Genomic DNA, 18,677 nt, shown 5'->3' on the forward strand with positions numbered 1-18,677 from the left:
CGGCAGCGCCGGTCTCAAGAACCAGCCGCTGCCGCCGTTGATCGAGTCCTACTCTGCCGCGCGTTCGAGAATGAGCTCGCGCACTCGAGCGGCGTCCGCCTGACCGCGCATGGCCTTCATGACCGCGCCGATGATCGCGCCGGCAGCCTGCACCTTGCCGTCCTTGATCTTCTGCATCACGTCGGGCTGAGCAGCAAGCGCCTCGTCGATCGCGGCAATCAGCGCTCCATCGTCAGAGACGACGGCGAGTCCGCGCTTCTCGACGACGTCGCTCGGTGTGCCCTCGCCGTCGATGACGCCCTCGAGCACCTGACGCGCCAGCTTGTCTGTGAGGGTTCCCTCATCGACGAGCGTGGTGAGCTCGGCGACATTCGCGGGCGTGATGAGCGCGGTCGGCTCGTCACCGCGAGCATTCGCGAGTCGGCTGATCTCTCCCGTCCACCACTTGCGCGCGGCAGCGGGCGCGGCACCCTCGGCGATCGTCGCTGCGACCTCGTTCACGAGCCCGCCGTTCTGAACGTCTTGGAACTCCAGGTCGGTGAAGCCCCACTCGGCCTTGAGGCGTCGGCGGCGGGCTGCGGGCGGCTCGGGCAGGGCTGCCTTGAGCTCCTCGATCAGCTCAGCGCTCGGCACGACGGGCAGGAGGTCAGGCTCTGGGAAGTACCGGTAGTCGTCGGCATCGCTCTTCGGACGACCGGCCGACGTCGTTCCCGTGTCTTCGTGCCAGTGTCGCGTCTCCTGGGTGATCGCGCCGCCCGCGTCGAGAATCGCCGCCTGACGACGGATCTCGTACCGTACGGCACGCTCCACCGAACGCATCGAGTTGACGTTCTTCGTCTCCGTGCGCGTGCCGAGCTTCTCCTGACCCCACGGGCGCAGTGAGACATTCGCGTCGCACCGCAGGTTTCCCCGCTCCATGCGCGCCTCGGAGATGCCGAGCGAGATCACGATGTCGCGAATCGTCGCCACGTACGCCTTTGCGATCTCCGGTGCGAGAGCCCCGGCCCCGAAGATCGGGTGGGTGACGATCTCGACAAGGGGGACGCCTGCGCGGTTGTAGTCGACGAGCGAATGATCGGCGCCCTGAATGCGGCCGCTCGTGCCCACGTGCGTGAGCTTTCCGGCATCCTCCTCCATGTGCGCGCGCTCGATGGGAATGCGACGGATGCTGCCGTCGGAGAGTTCCACCTCAACCTCGCCCTCGAAGGCGATGGGCTCGTCGTACTGCGAGATCTGATAGTTCTTCGCCAGATCGGGGTAGAAGTAGTTCTTGCGCGCGAACGATGACGATTCGGCGATCGAGCACCCCAGCGCCAGTCCGAGGCTGATCGAATACCTGACCGCCTGCTCGTTGACGACGGGCAGCGATCCGGGAAGGCCGAGGCAGACCGGCGATACGTTCGTGTTCGGCGCGTCTCCGAATCCGTTCGGCGCCGCAGAGAACATCTTCGTCTTCGTGCCGAGTTCCACGTGCACCTCGAAGCCGAGGACCGGCTCGAACTTCTCAATCGCTTCGTCGAAGTCCATGAGTTCAGCAGTCGACATCAGCGCGTTCCTCCCAGCTGCGGTGCTTGTGACATGAGTGTGTGCCCCCACGACGATTCGAGCAGGGCCTCGAGCGATGCCCCGACCTGATACAGGCGTGCGTCCTCGCGGGCCGGTGCCATGAACTGGATGCCGACGGGAAGACCGTCTTCGGGAGCGAGACCGACCGGAACGCTGATGCCGGGCACGCCCGCAAGGTTGGCCGGGATCGTCGTGACGTCATTGAGGTACATGGCCATGGGGTCGTCGAGCTTCTCGCCGAAACGGAACGCCGTCGTCGGCGCACTCGGGCTCGCGAGCACGTCGACCTGCGAGAACGCGTTGGCGAAGTCGCGCTGAATGAGGGTGCGAACCTTCTGAGCACTGCCGTAGTAGGCGTCGTAGTATCCGGCGCTGAGGGCATAGGTGCCCAAGATGATGCGGCGCTTCACCTCGGGTCCGAATCCGGCTTCGCGCGAGGCGGCCATGACCTGCTCGACGGTGCCTCCCGATTCTGGGGTGACGCGGAGGCCGAAGCGCACGGAGTCGAAGCGCGCGAGGTTCGACGATGCTTCGGCGGGGAGGATCAGGTAGTAGGCGGCGACGGCGTACTCGAAGTGCGGTGCCGAAACCTCGACGATCTCTGCGCCGTTCTTCTCCAGCACGTCGAGTGCTTCGCGAAAGCGCGTCGCGACTCCGTCTTGAATGCCCTCGCCGATGAGATCAGAGATCACGCCGACCTTGAGCCCCTCGACGCCCTCGCCGCGAGCTCCTGCTCTGGCAGCATCCGCCATCGACCCCCACGTGTCGGTGAGCGACGTCGAATCGCGCGGGTCGTGACCCTGAATAGCGTCGTGAAGCAGACCGGCATCGAGAACGGTCCGCGAGACCGGGCCGATCTGGTCGAGCGACGAGGCAAGCGCAATGGCACCGTAGCGGCTGACCGCGCCGTACGTCGGCTTCACGCCGACCGTGCCCGTGACGTGGGCGGGCTGACGGATGGAACCGCCCGTGTCGCTGCCGAGGGCAAGAGGTGCCTCGAGCGCCGCGACAGCTGCGGCAGAGCCGCCGCCCGAGCCGCCGGGAATGCGCTCGAGGTCCCACGGATTGCGCGTCGGCCCGAATGCGGAGTGCTCGGTTGACGACCCCATGGCGAATTCGTCCATGTTCGTTTTGCCGAGCGGAACGAGCCCGGCACGGCGCGACCGCTCAACAGCTGTGGCGTCGAACGGCGACATGTATCCCTCAAGGATGCGGCTTCCCGACGTCGACGGCATGTCGGTCGTCACGAGCACGTCTTTGATCGCGAGCGGCACACCGGCGATCGGCCCGAGCTCCTCACCCGCCGAACGCCGAGCGTCGATATCTGAGGCCACGTCGAGAGCGTGATCCGACACGTGGAGGAACGCGTGAACGTCTCCGTCGACGGCTGCAATGCGATCGAGGTGAGCCCGGGTAGCCTCAACGGAGCTGATCTCGCCCGACGCGAGCTTCGCCGCCAGGTCGGCAGCTGACAGTGCGGTGATCTCGCCCATTACTGCTCCTCTCCCAGGATCGCCGACACGACGAAGCGCTCTCCGTCATCGTCTGGCGCGTTCTGGAGCGCCTGCTTCTGCGTCAGCGTGTCGCCGACGACGTCGGGACGATAGACGTTGCGCAGCGGGATCGGGTGGCTCGTCGCCGGAACGTCGTCAGTCGCCACCTCCTGAACTTTCGCGATGCTGTCAACGATCTGGTCAAGGTCCGATGTGAGACTCGTGATCTCATCGTCGGTGAGCGCGATACGAGCGAGGCTCGCCAAGTGCGCCACCTGCTCCTCGGAAATTTCAGACATAGGTCTCCGTCACATGGATCGTGGGGTTCGGTGTTCATTCTAGGCCGTGATGCCTTCGGCACCGCTCGCGGAGCCCGTCGGCGTTAAGGTGGATGCGTGAAGCACGATGACGACGCCCCATGGCTGAGCAGCTATGCACCGAACGTTCCGCCCACGATCGACGAGCAGACCGGCTCCCTCGGTGACATTGTCGCCGAGTCCGCTCGGGCGTTTCCGGATGCTGTCGCACTGGAGTTCTTCGGATCCGAGACCACGTACGCCGAGCTCGACGAGTCCGTGAGCCGCGTCGCCGAGGGGCTCCGCCGTCGGGGCGTCGATCACGGCGACCGTGTCGCGATCGTGCTGCCGAACTGTCCCCAGCACATCATCGCGTTCTACGCGGTTCTGCGCCTCGGTGCCATTGTCGTCGAGCACAATCCGCTGTACACAGCGCGGGAGCTTCGACACCAGTTCGAAGATCACGGCGCGTCGACGGCCATCGTCTGGAACAACGTCGTTGACACCGTCAAGGACTTTCCCGACGACGTCGCCGTCGACACGCTCATCTCCGTCGATGTGGTCAGATCGCTCCCCGCGACGATGCGGCTGGCGCTCAGACTGCCGCTCAAGAAGGCTCGGGAATCACGTCGAGCACTCACGACGCCCGTGAGCGGCACGATTCGTTGGGATCAGCTGACGGACTCGGAACCGCTCGCCGGCGACCATCCGTCGCCCTCAGAGCACGACGTCGCCGTGATTCAGTACACGAGCGGCACGACGGGCTCGCCCAAGGGCGCGGTTCTCACGCACAGCAATCTCCTCTCGAATGCAGCACAGGCACGCGCCTGGGTTCCGACAATCACGCGCGGTGATTGTGTCGTCTACGCCGTGCTGCCGATGTTCCACGCGTACGGGCTCACGCTGTGCCTGACGTTCGCGATGAGCATGGGAGCTCGGCTCGTGCTCTTCCCCAAGTTCGATCCCGATCTCGTGCTCAAGGTCATGCGCAAGCATCCGCCGACATTCTTCCCCGCTGTGCCGCCGATCGCCCAGCGATTGCTGACGGCTGCCGTTGACAAGGGTGTCTCACTGCGGGGAACCGAGATCTGCATCTCCGGGGCCATGCCGCTGTCTCAGGACCTCGTCGAGCCGTGGGAGGAAGCGTCGCACGGCTACCTCGTCGAGGGCTACGGACTGAGCGAGTGCTCCCCCGTGCTCATGGCCAATCCGGTCTCCGATGCGCGCAAAGCGGGAACCGTCGGCCTTCCGCTCCCCAGCACGAGCGTTCGCGTCGTCGATCCCGAGAACCCGTCAGCCGACGTCAACGCAGGCGAGCCTGGAGAGCTCATCGTTCGCGGACCGCAGGTCTTCAGCGGCTACTTCAATAAGCCCGACGAGACGGCTGCCGTGTTCACCGAAGACGGGTGGTTCCGCACGGGAGACATCGTGACTCTCGACGACGACGGCTTCGTCACGGTTGTCGATCGCATGAAGGAGCTCATCATCACGGGCGGGTTCAACGTCTCGCCGTCCGAGGTCGAGAACGCGCTCCGGTCGCACCCGAGCGTCGACGATGCGGCGGTCGTCGGCATGCCGAGCGAGCACTCAGGCGAAGATGTCGTCGCTGCGGTCACACCGGCCTCGGGAGCGTCGATCGACCCTGAGGAGCTACGGACGTTCGCGCGCAGCATCCTCACCCCCTACAAGGTTCCGCGACGCATCGTTCAGGTCGAAGAGCTGCCGACATCGCTCATCGGCAAGGTGCTGCGCAAGAAGGTTCGCGAGTCACTCCTCACGCGCTGAGAAGACTCAGTCCGCATTCTCAGTGCCGGCGAGAAACGCGGGCCCTTCGGTCACGAGGCGTGCGAACTGCTCGGCGTCGAGAATCGGAAGCCCGAGTTCTTCGGCCTTGCCGAGTTTGGAACCTGCGCCGGGACCGGCGGCGACGTAGTCCGTCTTCTTCGACACGCTTGATGCCGCCTTTCCGCCCGCAGCGATGATCGCCTCCTTCGCTTCGTCGCGTGTGAAGCCCTCGAGCGATCCTGTTGCGACGACCGTCAGCCCTGCGAGCACCCCGCCCTGCTTCGCCGCCGCTCCAGGCCCCGGATGACCTGGCGTCGAGAACTGCACCCCGGCGTTGGCCCACGCCGTGACGATGTCACGGTGCCAGTCGACATCGAACCAGTCGAGCACGGAATCTGCGATGATGCCGCCGACCCCCTCCACATCGGCGAGCTCCTCGCGGCTCGCGTGGCGAATCTCATCGAGAGACCCGAACCAGTCGGCGAGAGCCCGCGCCGCCACCGGCCCGACGTGCCGGATGTTCAGCGCGACGAGGATCCGCGACAGCGGCTTCGTCTTCGCACTCTCTAGCTCTCGCAGCAGTGTCTCCGCCTGCACGGACGGATACGTCGCGCGGTAATCTTTGCGAATGCCGCGACGGCGCCGCTCTGCGGCATCCATGTCTGCGGCTCCCGGAGGATACTCGAGCACAATTTTCTTGAACGGCGTGCGCTGCTTCGGCTCGCCGTCTTCGACCTGCTCGAGCCCGGTGTCCGCGTCTTTCACGATCACCTCGACGTCGATGATGTCGTCGAGCGTCAGCGAGAACAGCCCGGCCTCTGTGACCAGCGGCGGCGTCTCGGGAATGAACGGCTGCGTCAGGGCGGCCGCCGTCACCTCTCCGAGCGCATCGATGTCGAGGGCTCCCCTGCTGCCGATGTGTTCGACGCGCCCGCGCACCTGGGCGGGACACGACCGGGAGTTGGGGCAGCGCAGATCGATGTCGCCCTCTTTCGCAGGGCGCAGCGGCGTGCCGCACTCCGGGCACGCACTCGGCATGACGAACGCTCGTTCGGCTCCCGTGCGCATTTCAACGACAGGTCCGAGGATCTCGGGAATGACGTCGCCTGCCTTGCGGAGCACGACAGTGTCACCGATCAGCACGCCCTTCGCCTTCACGACGTCTTGATTGTGCAGCGTCGCCTGGCTCACCGTCGACCCTGCGACCCGCACGGGGTCGACAACCGCATACGGCGTAGCGCGACCGGTTCTCCCCACGCTCACGACGATGTCGCGCAGGAGCGTATTCACCTGCTCTGGCGGGTACTTGAACGCGGTCGCCCATCGCGGCGCCCGGCTCGTCGCTCCGAGCTCGTCGTGAAGGGCAAGTTCGTCGACCTTGACGACGATGCCGTCGATCTCATGCTCGACGGACCCGCGGTTCTCTCCGTACCAGTGAATGAAGTCGACCACGCCGTCGATCCCGTCGAGCACGCGATAGTGGGTCGATGTCGGCAGACCCCACTCCGTGAGCAGCTCATAGATGCCCGACTGGCTGTCGACGGGAGGATTCTGCCAGGCGCCGATGCCGTGCACGAGCATCTGCAGTCTCGAGAGCCGGTCGCGCATGAGCTCACGCTGAGCGTCCGTCTTGCTCTCGGCCTTCTGCCGGAGGCTTCCGCTTGCCGCATTGCGCGGATTCGCGAAGACCTTCTCACCGACCATCTGCTGGCGCTCGTTGAGCGCCGTGAACGCCTCAACGGGAAAGAAGATCTCGCCCCGCACCTCGACGAGCTCTGGGTGCCCCTCTCCCAACAGCCGGCGCGGGATCGACGGAATGTACCTGACGTTCTCGGTGACGTCCTCGCCGACGACGCCGTCTCCGCGGGTCGCCGCCGACACGAGCCTGCCGTTCTGATATCGCAGGTTCACGGCGAGCCCGTCGATCTTCAGCTCGGTGAGGTAACGGATGCTGCGGCCCGCCGCGCGCTCGGTGCGCGCCGCCCATTCCCGCAGCTCGTCGTCGCTGAAGACGTTGTCAAGACTCAGCATCCGCTCGGCATGCACGACGGGAGCGAACAGTGTCGTCTCTGCCCGCCCGCCGACGGTCTGCGTCGGTGAGTCCTGCCCGCGCAGCTGCGGGTAGGCGTCTTCGAGTTGCGCGAGCCGTCGCAGCAACTGGTCGTACTCCTGGTCGGAGACGAGCGACGTGTCGCGGTCGTAGTAGGCGTCGCGCAGCTCGACGATGCGCGAGGTCAGCTCGCGGGCTTCGTCGGCGGCCTGCTCAGGACTCAGTTCACTCGCGTCAGTCACGAGTCCAAGTCTAAGTTCAGCGTCCGACATTCGACGTGGCGAAATCGCCTAGCATAGGGGTCGGTCTCGAACCACCGTGAGTTACAGTGATTCCGTGGCTCAGAATGCGGACCCCTATCGGGTCGAATCGGTTGATCGGGCAATGCAGCTGCTCGATCTGCTCACCGAGCGCGGAGCGCTCAGCGTCACCGAAGCGGCTGCCGAGCTCTCGGTCGCCGCATCGACGGCGCACCGCCTGCTCACGACGATGACGCACCGCGGATTCGTCGAGCAGGGAGAGAAGCGCCTGTACCACCCTGGCTCAAAGCTCACGGGGCAGCGTGCCGACGGAAACCAGCTGCGCCAGATCGTACGAACGATGCGGCCACACGTCGAGTCGCTCGCGCATCGGCTGAACGAAACGGTTCACCTGCTCATCCTGACCGGCCCCGACGTGCGGTTTCTCGACGGCGTCGAGGGCACGCAATGGCTGAGGGTGGGTCTGCGCATCGGCTCGCGAACGCCCGCATTCGCGACGTCAGGAGGCAAGGCGATCCTCGCCGACCTCGGCGACGCGTCCATTCCCGCCCTCTACCCCACGGGCCTGCCGCGATGGCGAGACCAGCAACCGGCGCCTCTCGACGCCCTCCGGCGCGAGCTGGCGCACGTTCGCGGGCGCGGATACGCCGTCAACTTCGGAGAGAGCGAACCCAACGTCGTCGCGATCGGCGTCTGCATCGGCCGAGAGCCTTCACTCGCGCTGTCCGTCGCGATTCCGAAGGAGCGCTACGACGAGAACGTCGAGAAGGCTCTCGCCCGGGAGCTGCTCGCTACCGCAGCATCCATTCGCTCGCACTGACTCAGGCCGATGCGCCGACCGGGACAGCGCTCACGGTACGGTCGATCGTGAACTGCCCGAGCACGCGCGTGCCCACATAGAGCACCGCGCTCTGTCCCGGTGCGACTCCGTCAAGAGGAGTGTGCGGTCGAACGACGACCTCCGGTTCACCCGTCTCGTCGTTCTGAGTGAGTGAGGCCGTCGCGGGAACGGGATCGGCGTGGGCGCGGATCTGCACGTGGCACGCGAACTCCTCTTCGCTGTGCTGCGGCGGCTGCCCGGCCCAGCTGTAGCGAGTTCCGGCGATCTCGGCGATCGCGAGAGCCTCCTTGGGGCCGACGATCACCTCGTTGCTGCGCGGCTTCACTTCGAGAACGAATCGCGGTCGCCCGTCAGGCGCAGGAACACCGAGGTTGAGCCCGCGACGCTGCCCGACCGTGTAGGCATGAGCGCCCTCGTGCGAGCCGACGATATTTCCCTCGCGATCCCGGATCTCGCCTGTCGCGGAGCCCACGTGCTCGGCAAGCCATCCGCGCGTGTCACCGTCGGGAATGAAACAGATGTCGTGGCTGTCTGGCTTGCTCGCGACAGTGAAGCCGCGCTGCGCCGCCTCCTCGCGAACGAGATCCTTCGAAGGCGTGTCGCCGAGAGGGAAGAGCGAGTGCTCGAGCTGTTCTGCCGTGAGAACGCCGAGAACATACGACTGGTCTTTCGCCCATGCGCTCGCGCGGTGCAGTTCGCGGTTGCCGTCAGCGTCGTAGTCGATGCTCGCGTAATGACCCGTGCACACAGCGTCGAAACCAAGATCGAGAGCCTTCTCGAGCAGCGCGGCGAACTTGATCTTCTCGTTGCAGCGCAGGCACGGGTTCGGCGTGCGGCCCGCCGCGTACTCGGCGATGAAGTCGTCGACGACGTCTTCTTTGAAGCGCTCGGAGAAGTCCCACACGTAGTACGGAATGCCGATCATGTTGGCCGCGCGCTGCGCGTCCATGGAGTCCTCGATCGTGCAGCACCCGCGGCTGCCTGTTCGCAGCGTTCCGGGCATTCGGCTGAGAGCAAGGTGAACCCCGACGACGTCATGACCCGCGTCGACAGCGCGCGCGGCTGCGACAGCCGAGTCCACTCCTCCGGACATGGCAGCGAGAACCTTCATCGTTCCAGTCTACGTCGATGCTCCTGAACGTCAGCGCCGCGTCACGTCACGGTCCGAGAGGCCGGCCTTGTGCGCCTGCCTGTGGGCGCCGGGAAGCGCCGTAAGGAACGCGTCGACGTCATCGCGAGTGGTCGTGCGCCCGAGCGACACCCGTAATGCGCCGCGAGCCTCCTTCTCGTCGCGCCCCATCGCCTGCAGCACGTGGGACGGCTCGGGGATTCCTGCTTGGCACGCAGACCCGGTCGAAACGGCGACGCCCGCCATGTCGAGCAGGAAGAGCAGCGAATCACCCTCGCAGCCGGGAAACGAGAAGTGCGCGTTGCCCGGGAGCCGGTTCTGACGCGAGCCGTTCACCACGACGTCGGGAACGGTCTGCTCAACACCCTCGATGAGGGCGTCCCTGAGGGCTTCAAGGCGCCTCGTTTCGTCGGGCAGTTCGCGCATCGCCGGCTCTGCTGCCGCGGCGAAGGCGATCGCACCGGCGACATCCTGTGTTCCCGACCGCACGTCTCGCTGCTGCCCGCCGCCGTGCATGAGAGGCTCCACGGTTGCGCTGCGGGAGAGGTAGAGCGCTCCGACGCCGACCGGCCCCCCGATTTTGTGTGCCGATACGCTGAGGGCGACAAGACCGGATGCTGCAACGGCCCCGCTCCGAGTACGAATATCGGCAACGTCGATCGGCAGATGTCCGTATGCGGCGACGGCGTCGACGTGCAGAGGCACGTCGTACCGCGCGCAGACGCGGCTGAGCTCGACAATCGGCTGAACGGTGCCGACCTCGTTGTTCGCGTGAATCACGGTGACCACAGCGCACGCGTCGCCCGCTTCTGTGAGCGCCTGGTCGAGAGCTGCGGGCTGCAGCATCCCCTCGTCATCGAGCGGGAGCCACCGCACGTCTGCTCCGTCGTGCGAGGCGAGCCATTCGACGGTGTCGATCGTCGCATGGTGCTCTCCCCCGGGCACGAGCATGATGGGGCGTGTTCCGTCAGCATTTCGCGACCAGAACAAGCCCTTGAGCGCAAGATTTATTGACTCAGTACCGCCCGAGGTGAGAATCACCTCGATGGGGTCGCAGCCGAGCGAGCGGGCGATCGTCTCACGCGATTCTTCGAGCCGCTGCTTCGCGCGCTGACCCGTCGAGTGGATGGACGCCGGGTTCCCGATATGCGCGAGCGCCTCGGTGTACGCCGTGAGCGACTCCGCGCGCATGGGAGTCGTCGCAGCGTGGTCGAGGTAGACGCTCACGTTATGCCCTTCGTTGTCATCAGATGCCGTATGGCTGCCCCTTCACTACTCTAGATTGTCGAGTGCGCGTGAGATCGCTGCGCGCACGTTCATGAACGGAGGCTCGTGGCGCGTTCTCACGAAACCGCACGCACCCCGGCGACACGTGCCCTCACCGTCGCCGAGGTGCCATTCACGCTCCACCGCTACGAGCACGACCCTCGCGCCACCGATTTCGGCGCAGAGGCCGCAGAGAAGCTCGACGTCGCGCCCGAGCGCATCTTCAAGACCCTCGTCGTCGATGCTGGGGGCGGCCTCGCCGTCGCGGTCATTCCCGTGCACTCGCGAATGCGCCTCGCAGCCGTCGCGTCAGCGCTCGCTGTCAAGAAAGCGCGGCTTGCCGATCCGGCGGTCGCCGAGCGCAAGACCGGTTATGTCGTCGGCGGCATCAGTCCGGTCGGCCAGAAGACGCATCTGCCGACGGTCATCGACAGCTCGAGTCTCGCGCACGAGACCATCTTCGTGTCGGCGGGACGCCGAGGGCTCGACCTTGAGATCGCACCGCGGCTTCTCGTTGCCGTGACGCGAGGCGACACGGCGCCACTCACGTAGGCATTCGCGCCCGGAGCGGGCGTTCAGCTGCCGATGCTCAGAACAGCAGTCCGGCGAGACGCGCGCGCGCTTTCGTCACGCGGGGGTCTGCGGCGCCCACAATCTCGAACAGTTCGAGGAGTCGTTCGCGCACCGCTGTCTTCCCATCGTCATCCAGCTCGGGAAACAGGGTGAGCAGTCGGTCGAATGCGTCGTCGACGTGCCCGCCCGAGACATCCATATCGGCAACGGCAAGCTGAGCGTCGACATCGCGAGGGGCGGATGCTGCGGCATTGCGCACGTTTTCGAGCGAAGCTCCGCTCACGCGAACGAGCAGCCGCACCTGCGCACGCCCTGCCTTCGCCTCCTCGTCTTTCGGGTTCTGCGCGATCGCCTTGTCGTACGCGGCGATCGCCGACTCGTAGTCACCGCGCTCGATCGCATCCAGCGCCTCCTGGTGCAGAGGCGGGAGCGGCTCAGGTTCTGGCTCCGCGTTCTCGGCTGCGCTCGTGTCGCCCGAGACCGTTGCGGTGCCCGTCACGCCGTTCTGAGCGGCGATCTGCAGCACCTGCTCGAGCACCTCGCGAACCTGCGCCTCCGGAACGGCGCCCTGGAACACCTGCATCGGGCGTCCGCCGAGAAGCACCCCGACGGTCGGAATCGACTGCGCCTGGAAGACCTGCGCGAGTTGGGGATTCGCGTCGACGTCGACCTTCATCAGCAGAATTCGGCCCGCGTAGTCGGTCACGACCTTCTCGAGGACGGGCGTGAGCTGCTTGCACGGACCGCACCATTCAGCCCACAGGTCGACCAGTACAGGCACCTGCATCGACAGCTCGACGAACTTCTCGACCGTGCTGTCTGTGCCGTCGAGAATCAGGCTTTCGACGACGAGCGGGCTGTTGCCTGACTGCGCGGATGCGCCAGGCGCTGGCTGCTGTTGCGCGGGCTGGGCTCCGCGATTGGCGAGGCTGGACAAATCGACGGCACCGCGCACAGCGGCACCATCATGGGGCTTTTCGCTCATTTCAACTCCGTGGCGCTCAGGAGCCCCTGACTGAAGCCGAGAAGCGTGATCTTGGCTTCGGAGTCAGCGGGCGGAACATAGAACAGCAATTGATCAGAATACGTCGATTCGATGCCCTTTGCAGTCTCGTCGAGTCCGGCAAGTGCCGCCATGGTCGTGCCTTCGATCTTGATGAGGGCACCGTCTTCCTTCGGCTTCACGGTCTCGACCTCGTGCATGTTCACCGCGACGAGCGCTCCAGAGTTCAGCGTGGCAAGAGATACGGGCTTCGCGTCGCCTGCTGTCGTCGAGAACGAAATCGTCGCCGTGTCGGGAAGTTCCTTCTTTTTTGTCTCACGATCCGAGGCGATCGCCGAGATGAGGGTGTCGTTGCTGACGTCGAACTTCGAGGCGAATTCGCTCTCGTCGCCCTTCGCGACAATGTCGGCGTACGCCGCCGCGACCTCCCCGGGCGCCATGGTCAGCCACGCAGAATCAGCGGGGATGCTGGCAGCGCCGACGCTCGCGGGGGCAAGCTGCGGCACGACGGCGTCGGGCTCGAGTCGCTGCGTGTAGACAACCTTGTAATTGTCGCGCGGAGTCTCCTGCCTGAGCACGACCGAGGTCGGCGCGACGGTCGGGTCCTCGTCTTTGACCATGGCGATGACTGTGCGCGGCCACGTCTCGGTCGCCTTCGGAAGACTGATCGTCAGCGGCGCTGCCGGAATGGGAGCCGGAGCGGAGTAGTCCGAGATCTTCTCTCGAATCTTGTAGTTTGCCGTACGCTCCTTGAGCGCGGCGCCCGCGAACCGCGTCGCGGCGAGGTCGGCGTCTCGCGCGCTGTCGGCTTCTGTGGCGACGGCGGAGACGTCGGCCATGATGCGCTCCAGCTGCGGTACCGAGACCGAGGGTGGCGGCAGCTCTTCGTCGTCTGCCGTCGCGGTCGGCGTCGGTGTTTCAGACAGCCTCGGGTCTGGAGTGAAGTCGGGCCAGAACGCCTGGGAACAACCGCTGAGGCTAATGGCGCCGACAAGCACAACGGGCACGACGGCCATTCGCAATCGCCCGCGACCGGCGCCCTTCCCTGCCGTGAGGGCGCGCGGCCGGGATCCTCGCCCGAGGATTCCCCTCTTGCGGCCCTGATCGATGCCCTTTCTGCGCGGCCCTCGCGAGCGCCGCAGATGGTTGATTCCGAGGAGGTAGAGAATGAGACCGACGATGATCATGATGATTCCGCCGACGATGAGCGGACCCGCCCACGGTGTCGAGTTATCGCTCGGCCAGGTGAGCTTGAGCTGCGACGGCGCCGGGTGCGTCCCATCGGAGGCGATGAGAACGCTGACTCCCTCGGGAATGTTCATCGGAGCGATGACCGCCTCCTCTTCAATATTCTCCATGAGCCACAAGTCCGAGCCAGCCGGGTTCGGGCCAGCGTCTTGCTCGTTCGTGTCGTCAGTGGCCTCAGGCTCCGGTGTCTCCGTGGCTTCAGGGTCGGGAGTCGCTGTCGCGTCAGGCTCGGGCTCCGTAGCCTCGTGCGTCGTTGCGACGAGCTCTGTCTTGTCGTCATTGAACGTGATGGTGTTGTACGCCTCGTCTCCCAGCCACGCTGTGACGTCGCCCGTGCGCCCGTACGCCACGAAGACGGTGTCAGAGCCCGTTGCGGTCACCGACTGCTTACCGGGAAGCGCCGTCATCGTCTCGCCGTCGATAACAGTGAATGCCGCGTCGCCCGGCACGGTCACGTCGTACGAGACAGCGGCGGGCGGAAGAAAGACCGTCCGCTGGGCGATGCCGAGAACGATCATGGCCGCCGCAGCGACGAACGCGGCTATGGCCAGGACGAATCGCACGAGTTACTCCTCCAGCGTCACCGAGAGTCGGGTGTAGCATCCGGGTTTCGAGCCACCACGGTGACGAATACAGACGCTACAGAGTAGCCCACTTGTCTGAAAACCCGCTCGGCGACTCGGTCCGCGCGCTGCTCACGACGGCCGCCGAGGGCGTTTAGGATGAGGGGCACGCATTTCAAGGGGGCACGAGTGAAAATCCAGAACGCGTTCCGGGTCGGACTCATCGGCACCCTCGGCGTTGGCATCGGTCTTCTGATCATCAACTCTGTTGTCACGCTGTCGACCGTCATCATCTACATCGGCGCTGCGCTCTTCATTGCACTCGGACTCGACCCGATCGTGACGTGGCTTGAGAAGAAGAGCTTTCCCCGCTGGGCGGCGCTGATCACCGTCATGCTGTGCGTACTTGCGCTCTTCACAGGCGTGATCTGGATGGTCGTGCCGATCATCGTTGATCAAGTGGGTAAGCTCGTCGCGCTCGTGCCGCAGATACAGCGCCAGATCGGCGATCTCACTCTGCTTCAATTCCTGCAGCAGCAGTTCCCGTTCGTGCCCTTCGATGAGATCATCGACAGCGCTGCCGGATGGCTGACCGACGCCAGCAACGTCTCCAATCTCTCAAGCGGGATTCTCAATGTCGCGCTCTCCATCGGATCGTTCTTCTTCGGCGCGCTCATCATCCTCATCCTCACGCTCTACTTCACGGCCTCGCTTCCGACGATGCGTCGCGGAATGTACCTTCTTGTCCCCGCGTCGAAGCGCGCTCGCTTCGCAGACTTGAGCGAGCAGATCACCGATTCGATCGGCTACTACGTGATCGGCCAGACAAGCATCGCCGCGTGCAACGGAATCCTCTCGTTCATCTTTCTATCGATTATCCAGGCGCCATTCCCGCCCGTTCTCGCCGTCATAGCGTTCATCGCGTCGATGATCCCCCTCGTCGGCACGCTCTCCGGTTCGATCATCATCACCCTCGCGTGCCTCATTCCCGGGCTCGGCTCACCGTTCACGGCTCTGGTTGCCGGCGTCTACTACCTCGTCTACATGCAGATCGAGGCGTACGTGATCAGCCCAAACATCATGCGGCGAGCCGTGTCGGTTCCTGGCGCGGTTGTCGTCATCGCGGCGCTCGCGGGCGGTTCCCTGCTGGGGCTTCTCGGCGCGCTTGTCGCGATTCCGACCGCGGCCGCGATCCTGCTGATCATCAAGCAGGTCGTCATTCCGCGGCAGAACGAGCTCTAGGCGAGCGGGCCGTCCCACTCGGTCGCGAGCGGAAGCGCGTCGGGATTCACGATCGTGAGAATCTCGCTCAGCACACGGCGCGTCTGCTTCTCGCCGACCCAGAGGTGCCGGCCATTTTCGACGGGCACGAGCGTCGCGTCAGGCACAAGCGAGAAGCGCTCCTCTGCCTCAGCCGGACGCAGGTAATCGTCGAGCTCAGGAATAATCGCCACCAGGCGCCGTGAGTCTCCAGCCCAGGCTCGGAGCTCGGCGTCTGTCGTGCGGTGAAGCGGCGGCGAGAGCAGTATCGCCCCCGTGATGGAGTGAGCGCGACCGTATTTGAGGGCAAGCTCCGTGCCGAACGACCAGCCCAGAAGCCACGGGTTCGGGAGGCCGCGCTCTGTGACGAAATCCACAGCGGCGGCGACGTCGAATTCTTCATCGATTCCGTCTCCGAAGAACCCCTCGCTCGTGCCCCGAGGAGAGGTCGTGCCTCGAGTGTTGAAGCGCAGAACGGCGAGGTCGGCGAGTGCGGGAAGGCGCGCCGCAGCCTTCTTCAGAATGTGCGAATCCATGAACCCGCCTGCCGTCGGGAGTGGATGCAGCGTGACGAGCGTCGCTACCGGGGTGCGATCGGTCGGGGTGGCGAGTTCTCCCACGAGCGTCAGCCCGTCATCGGTGTGCAGCGTGATCTCCTCACGTTGGGCGGGAAGCGTGACAGCGCCGCGAATATCTGTCGTCACGAAATGCTCCAGCAATGCGAGTGCCAGTGTCGTCGGGCCGCAAGGTCTGCAGAGTCACCGAGGACTCCGTCGGCGCGCCAGGCGACGAGGTGCGGATTTCCGGGTTCGACGACGCCTCCGCAGCCCGGACAGATGTACTCCTTGAGCGCGCGAGCGGCAGATACGGGTTGAATGTTCCAGGTCACGCCCCGTCGCACTTCCGATCTCTTCCAGCCCGAGAGCAGACGGCTGAGGTCGCCGTCGTCGTGTTCGGCGGCGCGGCGTCGTCGACGCGGCCGGTTGCTGCGCGGCATCATCAGCTCCACGGAGATCGTGCGGGATCAGTACCAGCCGGTCGCTTGGGAGTGCGACCATGCGCCGCACGGTGAGCCATAGCGACCGGAAATGTACCCGAGCCCCCAGGAAATCTGGGTTGCCGGATTCGTCTGCCAATCAGCGCCGGCAGAAGCCATCTTGCTGCCGGGCAGGGCCTGCGGAATCCCGTAGGCTCCTGACGAAGCATTATGGGCGTAGACGTTCCATCCGGATTCGCGGTCCCACAAAGCAACAAGACAGTTGTACTGATCGGCTCCCCAACCGCGGGAAAGAACCATGTCGTAGGCGATGGCCTTTGCGGAACCCGGGTCGGGAGTGCCTGCAGCGGGAGGAGCACTCGAGCCCGAACGTGACGTATCGTCCGCTGACTCATCTTCAACGGGATCCGGCTTCGGCTTGGGCTTCGGCTTGACGTATACGTCGTAACCGTCGCGATCCACGGCCGTCTCATACGTTCCGCTGACGACCATCGACTGCGCGTCTGCCGCGCGATCCGTCTGAACCACCTGGAAGTACGGCGACGCCGTGGCACCCGAATACGGGTCGACGACGTTCACAGCCAAGAAGCCGAACGCGGCGAGAAACGAGAAGAACCCGAGTACCAGAGTGCGCCGAGTGCGGGGTCGCTGGCGCCGAGCCTTCACCGCGTGAACGGAGGGCGAGATTTTTGCAACATGCTTTCCCACGATAACGGTTATGTTACACGAGAGCCCTGTCGCAGCTCCAGCGCCACGCGAACACGATCAGCGAACGGCCAGCATGACGCTCACGACAGCGTCAAGAACCGCGTCAACTTGAGCCTCGTCATAACCGCCCCGCTCACTGGGGAAGACGACGGACCGCACGCGATCGACGCTGATCGGCGCGCCGTCGGTGAAGTAGTCTTCGATCTTGCGCGCGAACGCGTCGACATCCTCGCGTCGGTATCCCTGCGTGATGAAGCTGACGCGCCGAAAGCGTTCACGGTCGGGCCGGGCCAGACGGTTCAGGACGACCTGAGCTGTCGTGGTCGCGTCCTCGAGCCAGCGATCGCGCCCTTGCTCTTCGTAGGCGACGTCGCGCTCTCGGCGCGCGAACGCATCTTCAAGTCGTTCGAGAGCCGCGTCGACGTGCACGGGCGAATAGCCCTTGCGCTTCATGCTGAACGAAGCCGCGCGGAGATCGTCAGAGGTCATCGTCTCGTCGCCGGTCTCGTCGTACGCTTCGCGTGCCCGCGCGAGAAAGGCGTCGACCTCGTCGATCGCGTATCCCTTACCGTGTTTCACGAGCGGAAAGTGTGGCGTCACGTTCTCATTCTCTCCCTGTACCGGCTGAAAGCACCATCAGTGCACGACGAGAGTGTAGACAGCGAACATGACGGCGGCCGACGGAAGTATCGAGTCGAGCCGGTCAAGAAAGCCGCCGTGCCCGGGGAGCCATGAACTCATGTCCTTGATTCCCATATCTCGCTTGATCATGGACTCGGCCAAGTCACCGACCGTGGCGCTGCCCAGAATCAGCACGCCCAGAATGACGCCGATCCACCACGGCTGGTCGATCATGAATACCGCAAGTAGCACACCGGCGAGGATGCTGCAGCCGACAGCGCCGGCGAAGCCCTCCCAGGTCTTCTTCGGACTGATCTTCGGCGCCATCGGGTGCTTGCCGAACGACAGACCAGCCGCGTAGGCTCCGATGTCGACGCTCACTACAAGGATGATGAACGCGAGCGTCCACCACTCGCCGCGCTCCTGGGAAACCAGCACGACGGCGAAGCTCGCAAGCCATGGAACGTAGATCTGTATGAATGCCGCCGTGGCAAGGTCGCTCACGACGTCCCTGACGCTTCGTCGAACGCCCGAGGCCATCTGGGCGACAAGCCGATACACCACGACGAAGGCGATCGCTCCGGCAAGAACCATTCCGCGACTCGGAGCATCGATGAAGTATGCAGTGCCGATGATGAACACCGCCGCGATCACCGCCGCGATCGGGTCGACGTAGCGCCCCGTTCTACGAAGCGCCTGGGCAAGCTCGAAAGCGGTGAAACCGACGATCATCGTCGCGAAGACAGCAAACACGACCTTGACGAAGATCAGGCTCGCGACAAGCACACCCCCGAGAACCACGCCGATCAGAATGGCGAGGATCAGGTTGCGTCCCGTGCGCTCGGTGATCCGCTCGTTGACTTGATCAAACCGCTCACGGCCGTCGCGAACCTGCCGTTCAATATCATCCCGCGTCACCTTCAACTGGGCTTGCAGCTCAGCCTTCCGTCGGCGAACGGCATCGCGCGGGGACCGGGAATCGTCGTCAGCGTTCACGATTTTGCTCGACTACGGTTCG

17 protein-coding genes are annotated in these 18,677 nt (G+C 65.0%); 4 read left to right on the top strand and 13 right to left on the bottom strand.

Features of this window, described 5'->3' with window-relative positions:
• Positions 1-48 precede the first annotated feature (48 nt).
• The 3 genes from gatB to gatC are packed head-to-tail and all read right to left on the bottom strand — an operon-like array spanning position 49 to position 3,358.
• On the bottom strand, positions 49-1,545 hold the full coding sequence (gene gatB / locus ATJ78_RS12205) for an Asp-tRNA(Asn)/Glu-tRNA(Gln) amidotransferase subunit GatB (RefSeq protein ID WP_098408354.1): 1,497 nt from the start codon (positions 1,543-1,545) through the stop codon (positions 49-51).
• Positions 1,545-3,059 carry an Asp-tRNA(Asn)/Glu-tRNA(Gln) amidotransferase subunit GatA gene (gene gatA / locus ATJ78_RS12210; RefSeq protein WP_098408357.1) on the bottom strand — a complete coding sequence of 505 codons (1,515 nt, stop codon included), beginning with the start codon at positions 3,057-3,059 and terminating at the stop codon, positions 1,545-1,547. The genes gatB and gatA overlap by 1 nt, the downstream gene beginning before the upstream one ends.
• A complete protein-coding gene (gatC, locus tag ATJ78_RS12215; protein WP_098408361.1) occupies positions 3,059-3,358 on the bottom strand; it encodes an Asp-tRNA(Asn)/Glu-tRNA(Gln) amidotransferase subunit GatC in 300 nt (99 codons plus the stop codon). Before gatC ends, gatA begins: the two co-directional genes overlap by 1 nt.
• 96 nt (positions 3,359-3,454) lie before the next feature.
• Here gatC and ATJ78_RS12220 point away from each other — a divergent pair, with 96 nt between their 5' ends.
• A complete protein-coding gene (locus tag ATJ78_RS12220; RefSeq protein ID WP_098408364.1) occupies positions 3,455-5,140 on the top strand; it encodes a long-chain-fatty-acid--CoA ligase in 1,686 nt (561 codons plus the stop codon).
• A 6-nt stretch (positions 5,141-5,146) separates the two neighbouring features.
• On the opposite strand, the gene ligA is transcribed toward ATJ78_RS12220, so the two are convergent.
• The gene (ligA, locus tag ATJ78_RS12225; RefSeq protein WP_098408369.1) at positions 5,147-7,462 is read right to left on the bottom strand and encodes an NAD-dependent DNA ligase LigA; all 2,316 of its coding nucleotides are present in this window, start codon (positions 7,460-7,462) and stop codon (positions 5,147-5,149) included.
• Between the two features lie 64 nt (positions 7,463-7,526).
• Between ligA and ATJ78_RS12230 the strand changes: the two genes are divergently transcribed.
• Complete coding sequence (locus tag ATJ78_RS12230) at positions 7,527-8,270, top strand: IclR family transcriptional regulator (RefSeq protein ID WP_141896947.1); 744 nt, start codon at positions 7,527-7,529, stop codon at positions 8,268-8,270.
• 1 nt (position 8,271) lies between these two features.
• On the opposite strand, the gene mnmA is transcribed toward ATJ78_RS12230, so the two are convergent.
• Together mnmA and ATJ78_RS12240 are read right to left on the bottom strand one after the other, a co-directional pair.
• Positions 8,272-9,402 carry a tRNA 2-thiouridine(34) synthase MnmA gene (gene mnmA / locus ATJ78_RS12235; RefSeq protein WP_098408377.1) on the bottom strand — a complete coding sequence of 377 codons (1,131 nt, stop codon included), beginning with the start codon at positions 9,400-9,402 and terminating at the stop codon, positions 8,272-8,274.
• A 30-nt stretch (positions 9,403-9,432) separates the two neighbouring features.
• Positions 9,433-10,647: a cysteine desulfurase family protein gene (locus ATJ78_RS12240; RefSeq protein ID WP_098408382.1), complete on the bottom strand. Its 1,215-nt coding sequence runs from the start codon at positions 10,645-10,647 to the stop codon at positions 9,433-9,435.
• 105 nt (positions 10,648-10,752) lie between these two features.
• On the opposite strand from ATJ78_RS12240, the gene ybaK reads away from it, so the two are divergent.
• On the top strand, positions 10,753-11,238 hold the full coding sequence (gene ybaK / locus ATJ78_RS12245; RefSeq protein ID WP_098408385.1) for a Cys-tRNA(Pro) deacylase: 486 nt from the start codon (positions 10,753-10,755) through the stop codon (positions 11,236-11,238).
• A gap of 37 nt (positions 11,239-11,275) precedes the next feature.
• On the opposite strand, the gene ATJ78_RS12250 is transcribed toward ybaK, so the two are convergent.
• Together ATJ78_RS12250 and ATJ78_RS12255 are read right to left on the bottom strand one after the other, a co-directional pair.
• Positions 11,276-12,244 (bottom strand): tetratricopeptide repeat protein, encoded by a 969-nt coding sequence (locus tag ATJ78_RS12250; protein WP_098408387.1) that lies wholly within the window; start codon positions 12,242-12,244, stop codon positions 11,276-11,278.
• The gene (locus ATJ78_RS12255; RefSeq protein WP_098408390.1) at positions 12,241-14,073 is read right to left on the bottom strand and encodes a DUF8094 domain-containing protein; all 1,833 of its coding nucleotides are present in this window, start codon (positions 14,071-14,073) and stop codon (positions 12,241-12,243) included. Before ATJ78_RS12255 ends, ATJ78_RS12250 begins: the two co-directional genes overlap by 4 nt.
• A 189-nt stretch (positions 14,074-14,262) precedes the next feature.
• Here ATJ78_RS12255 and ATJ78_RS12260 point away from each other — a divergent pair, with 189 nt between their 5' ends.
• Positions 14,263-15,315 carry an AI-2E family transporter gene (locus tag ATJ78_RS12260; RefSeq protein ID WP_098408393.1) on the top strand — a complete coding sequence of 351 codons (1,053 nt, stop codon included), beginning with the start codon at positions 14,263-14,265 and terminating at the stop codon, positions 15,313-15,315.
• On the opposite strand, the gene ATJ78_RS12265 is transcribed toward ATJ78_RS12260, so the two are convergent.
• The 5 genes from ATJ78_RS12265 to ATJ78_RS12285 are packed head-to-tail and all read right to left on the bottom strand — an operon-like array spanning position 15,312 to position 18,655.
• Positions 15,312-16,037 carry an alpha/beta hydrolase gene (locus ATJ78_RS12265; RefSeq protein WP_098408395.1) on the bottom strand — a complete coding sequence of 242 codons (726 nt, stop codon included), beginning with the start codon at positions 16,035-16,037 and terminating at the stop codon, positions 15,312-15,314. The genes ATJ78_RS12260 and ATJ78_RS12265 overlap by 4 nt on opposite strands.
• Positions 16,034-16,330 (bottom strand): Rv1322 family protein, encoded by a 297-nt coding sequence (locus ATJ78_RS12270; RefSeq protein WP_098409364.1) that lies wholly within the window; start codon positions 16,328-16,330, stop codon positions 16,034-16,036. The genes ATJ78_RS12265 and ATJ78_RS12270 overlap by 4 nt, the downstream gene beginning before the upstream one ends.
• A 27-nt stretch (positions 16,331-16,357) precedes the next feature.
• On the bottom strand, positions 16,358-17,038 hold the full coding sequence (locus ATJ78_RS16115) for an aggregation-promoting factor C-terminal-like domain-containing protein (RefSeq protein WP_245836309.1): 681 nt from the start codon (positions 17,036-17,038) through the stop codon (positions 16,358-16,360).
• A 57-nt stretch (positions 17,039-17,095) separates the two neighbouring features.
• Positions 17,096-17,638: a DivIVA domain-containing protein gene (locus ATJ78_RS12280; RefSeq protein WP_098408397.1), complete on the bottom strand. Its 543-nt coding sequence runs from the start codon at positions 17,636-17,638 to the stop codon at positions 17,096-17,098.
• 36 nt (positions 17,639-17,674) lie between these two features.
• Complete coding sequence (locus ATJ78_RS12285) at positions 17,675-18,655, bottom strand: phosphatidate cytidylyltransferase (RefSeq protein ID WP_245836310.1); 981 nt, start codon at positions 18,653-18,655, stop codon at positions 17,675-17,677.
• Positions 18,656-18,677 lie beyond the last annotated feature (22 nt).

The sequence above is a fragment of the Paramicrobacterium agarici genome (genome assembly GCF_002563955.1).
Classification (GTDB): Bacteria; Actinomycetota; Actinomycetes; order Actinomycetales; family Microbacteriaceae; genus Paramicrobacterium; species Paramicrobacterium agarici.

What these genes read in the sequence shown, in the direction of transcription:
- gatB (WP_098408354.1), bottom strand. Translation starts at nt 1,545, where the DNA reads ATGTCGACTGCTGAACTCATGGACTTCGACGAAGCGATTGAGAAGTTC.
- gatA (WP_098408357.1), bottom strand. Translation starts at nt 3,059, where the DNA reads ATGGGCGAGATCACCGCACTGTCAGCTGCCGACCTGGCGGCGAAGCTC.
- gatC (WP_098408361.1), bottom strand. Translation starts at nt 3,358, where the DNA reads ATGTCTGAAATTTCCGAGGAGCAGGTGGCGCACTTGGCGAGCCTCGCT.
- ligA (WP_098408369.1), bottom strand. Translation starts at nt 7,462, where the DNA reads ATGTCGGACGCTGAACTTAGACTTGGACTCGTGACTGACGCGAGTGAA.
- mnmA (WP_098408377.1), bottom strand. Translation starts at nt 9,402, where the DNA reads ATGAAGGTTCTCGCTGCCATGTCCGGAGGAGTGGACTCGGCTGTCGCA.
- ATJ78_RS12250 (WP_098408387.1), bottom strand. Translation starts at nt 12,244, where the DNA reads ATGAGCGAAAAGCCCCATGATGGTGCCGCTGTGCGCGGTGCCGTCGAT.
- ATJ78_RS12270 (WP_098409364.1), bottom strand. Translation starts at nt 16,330, where the DNA reads ATGCCGCGCAGCAACCGGCCGCGTCGACGACGCCGCGCCGCCGAACAC.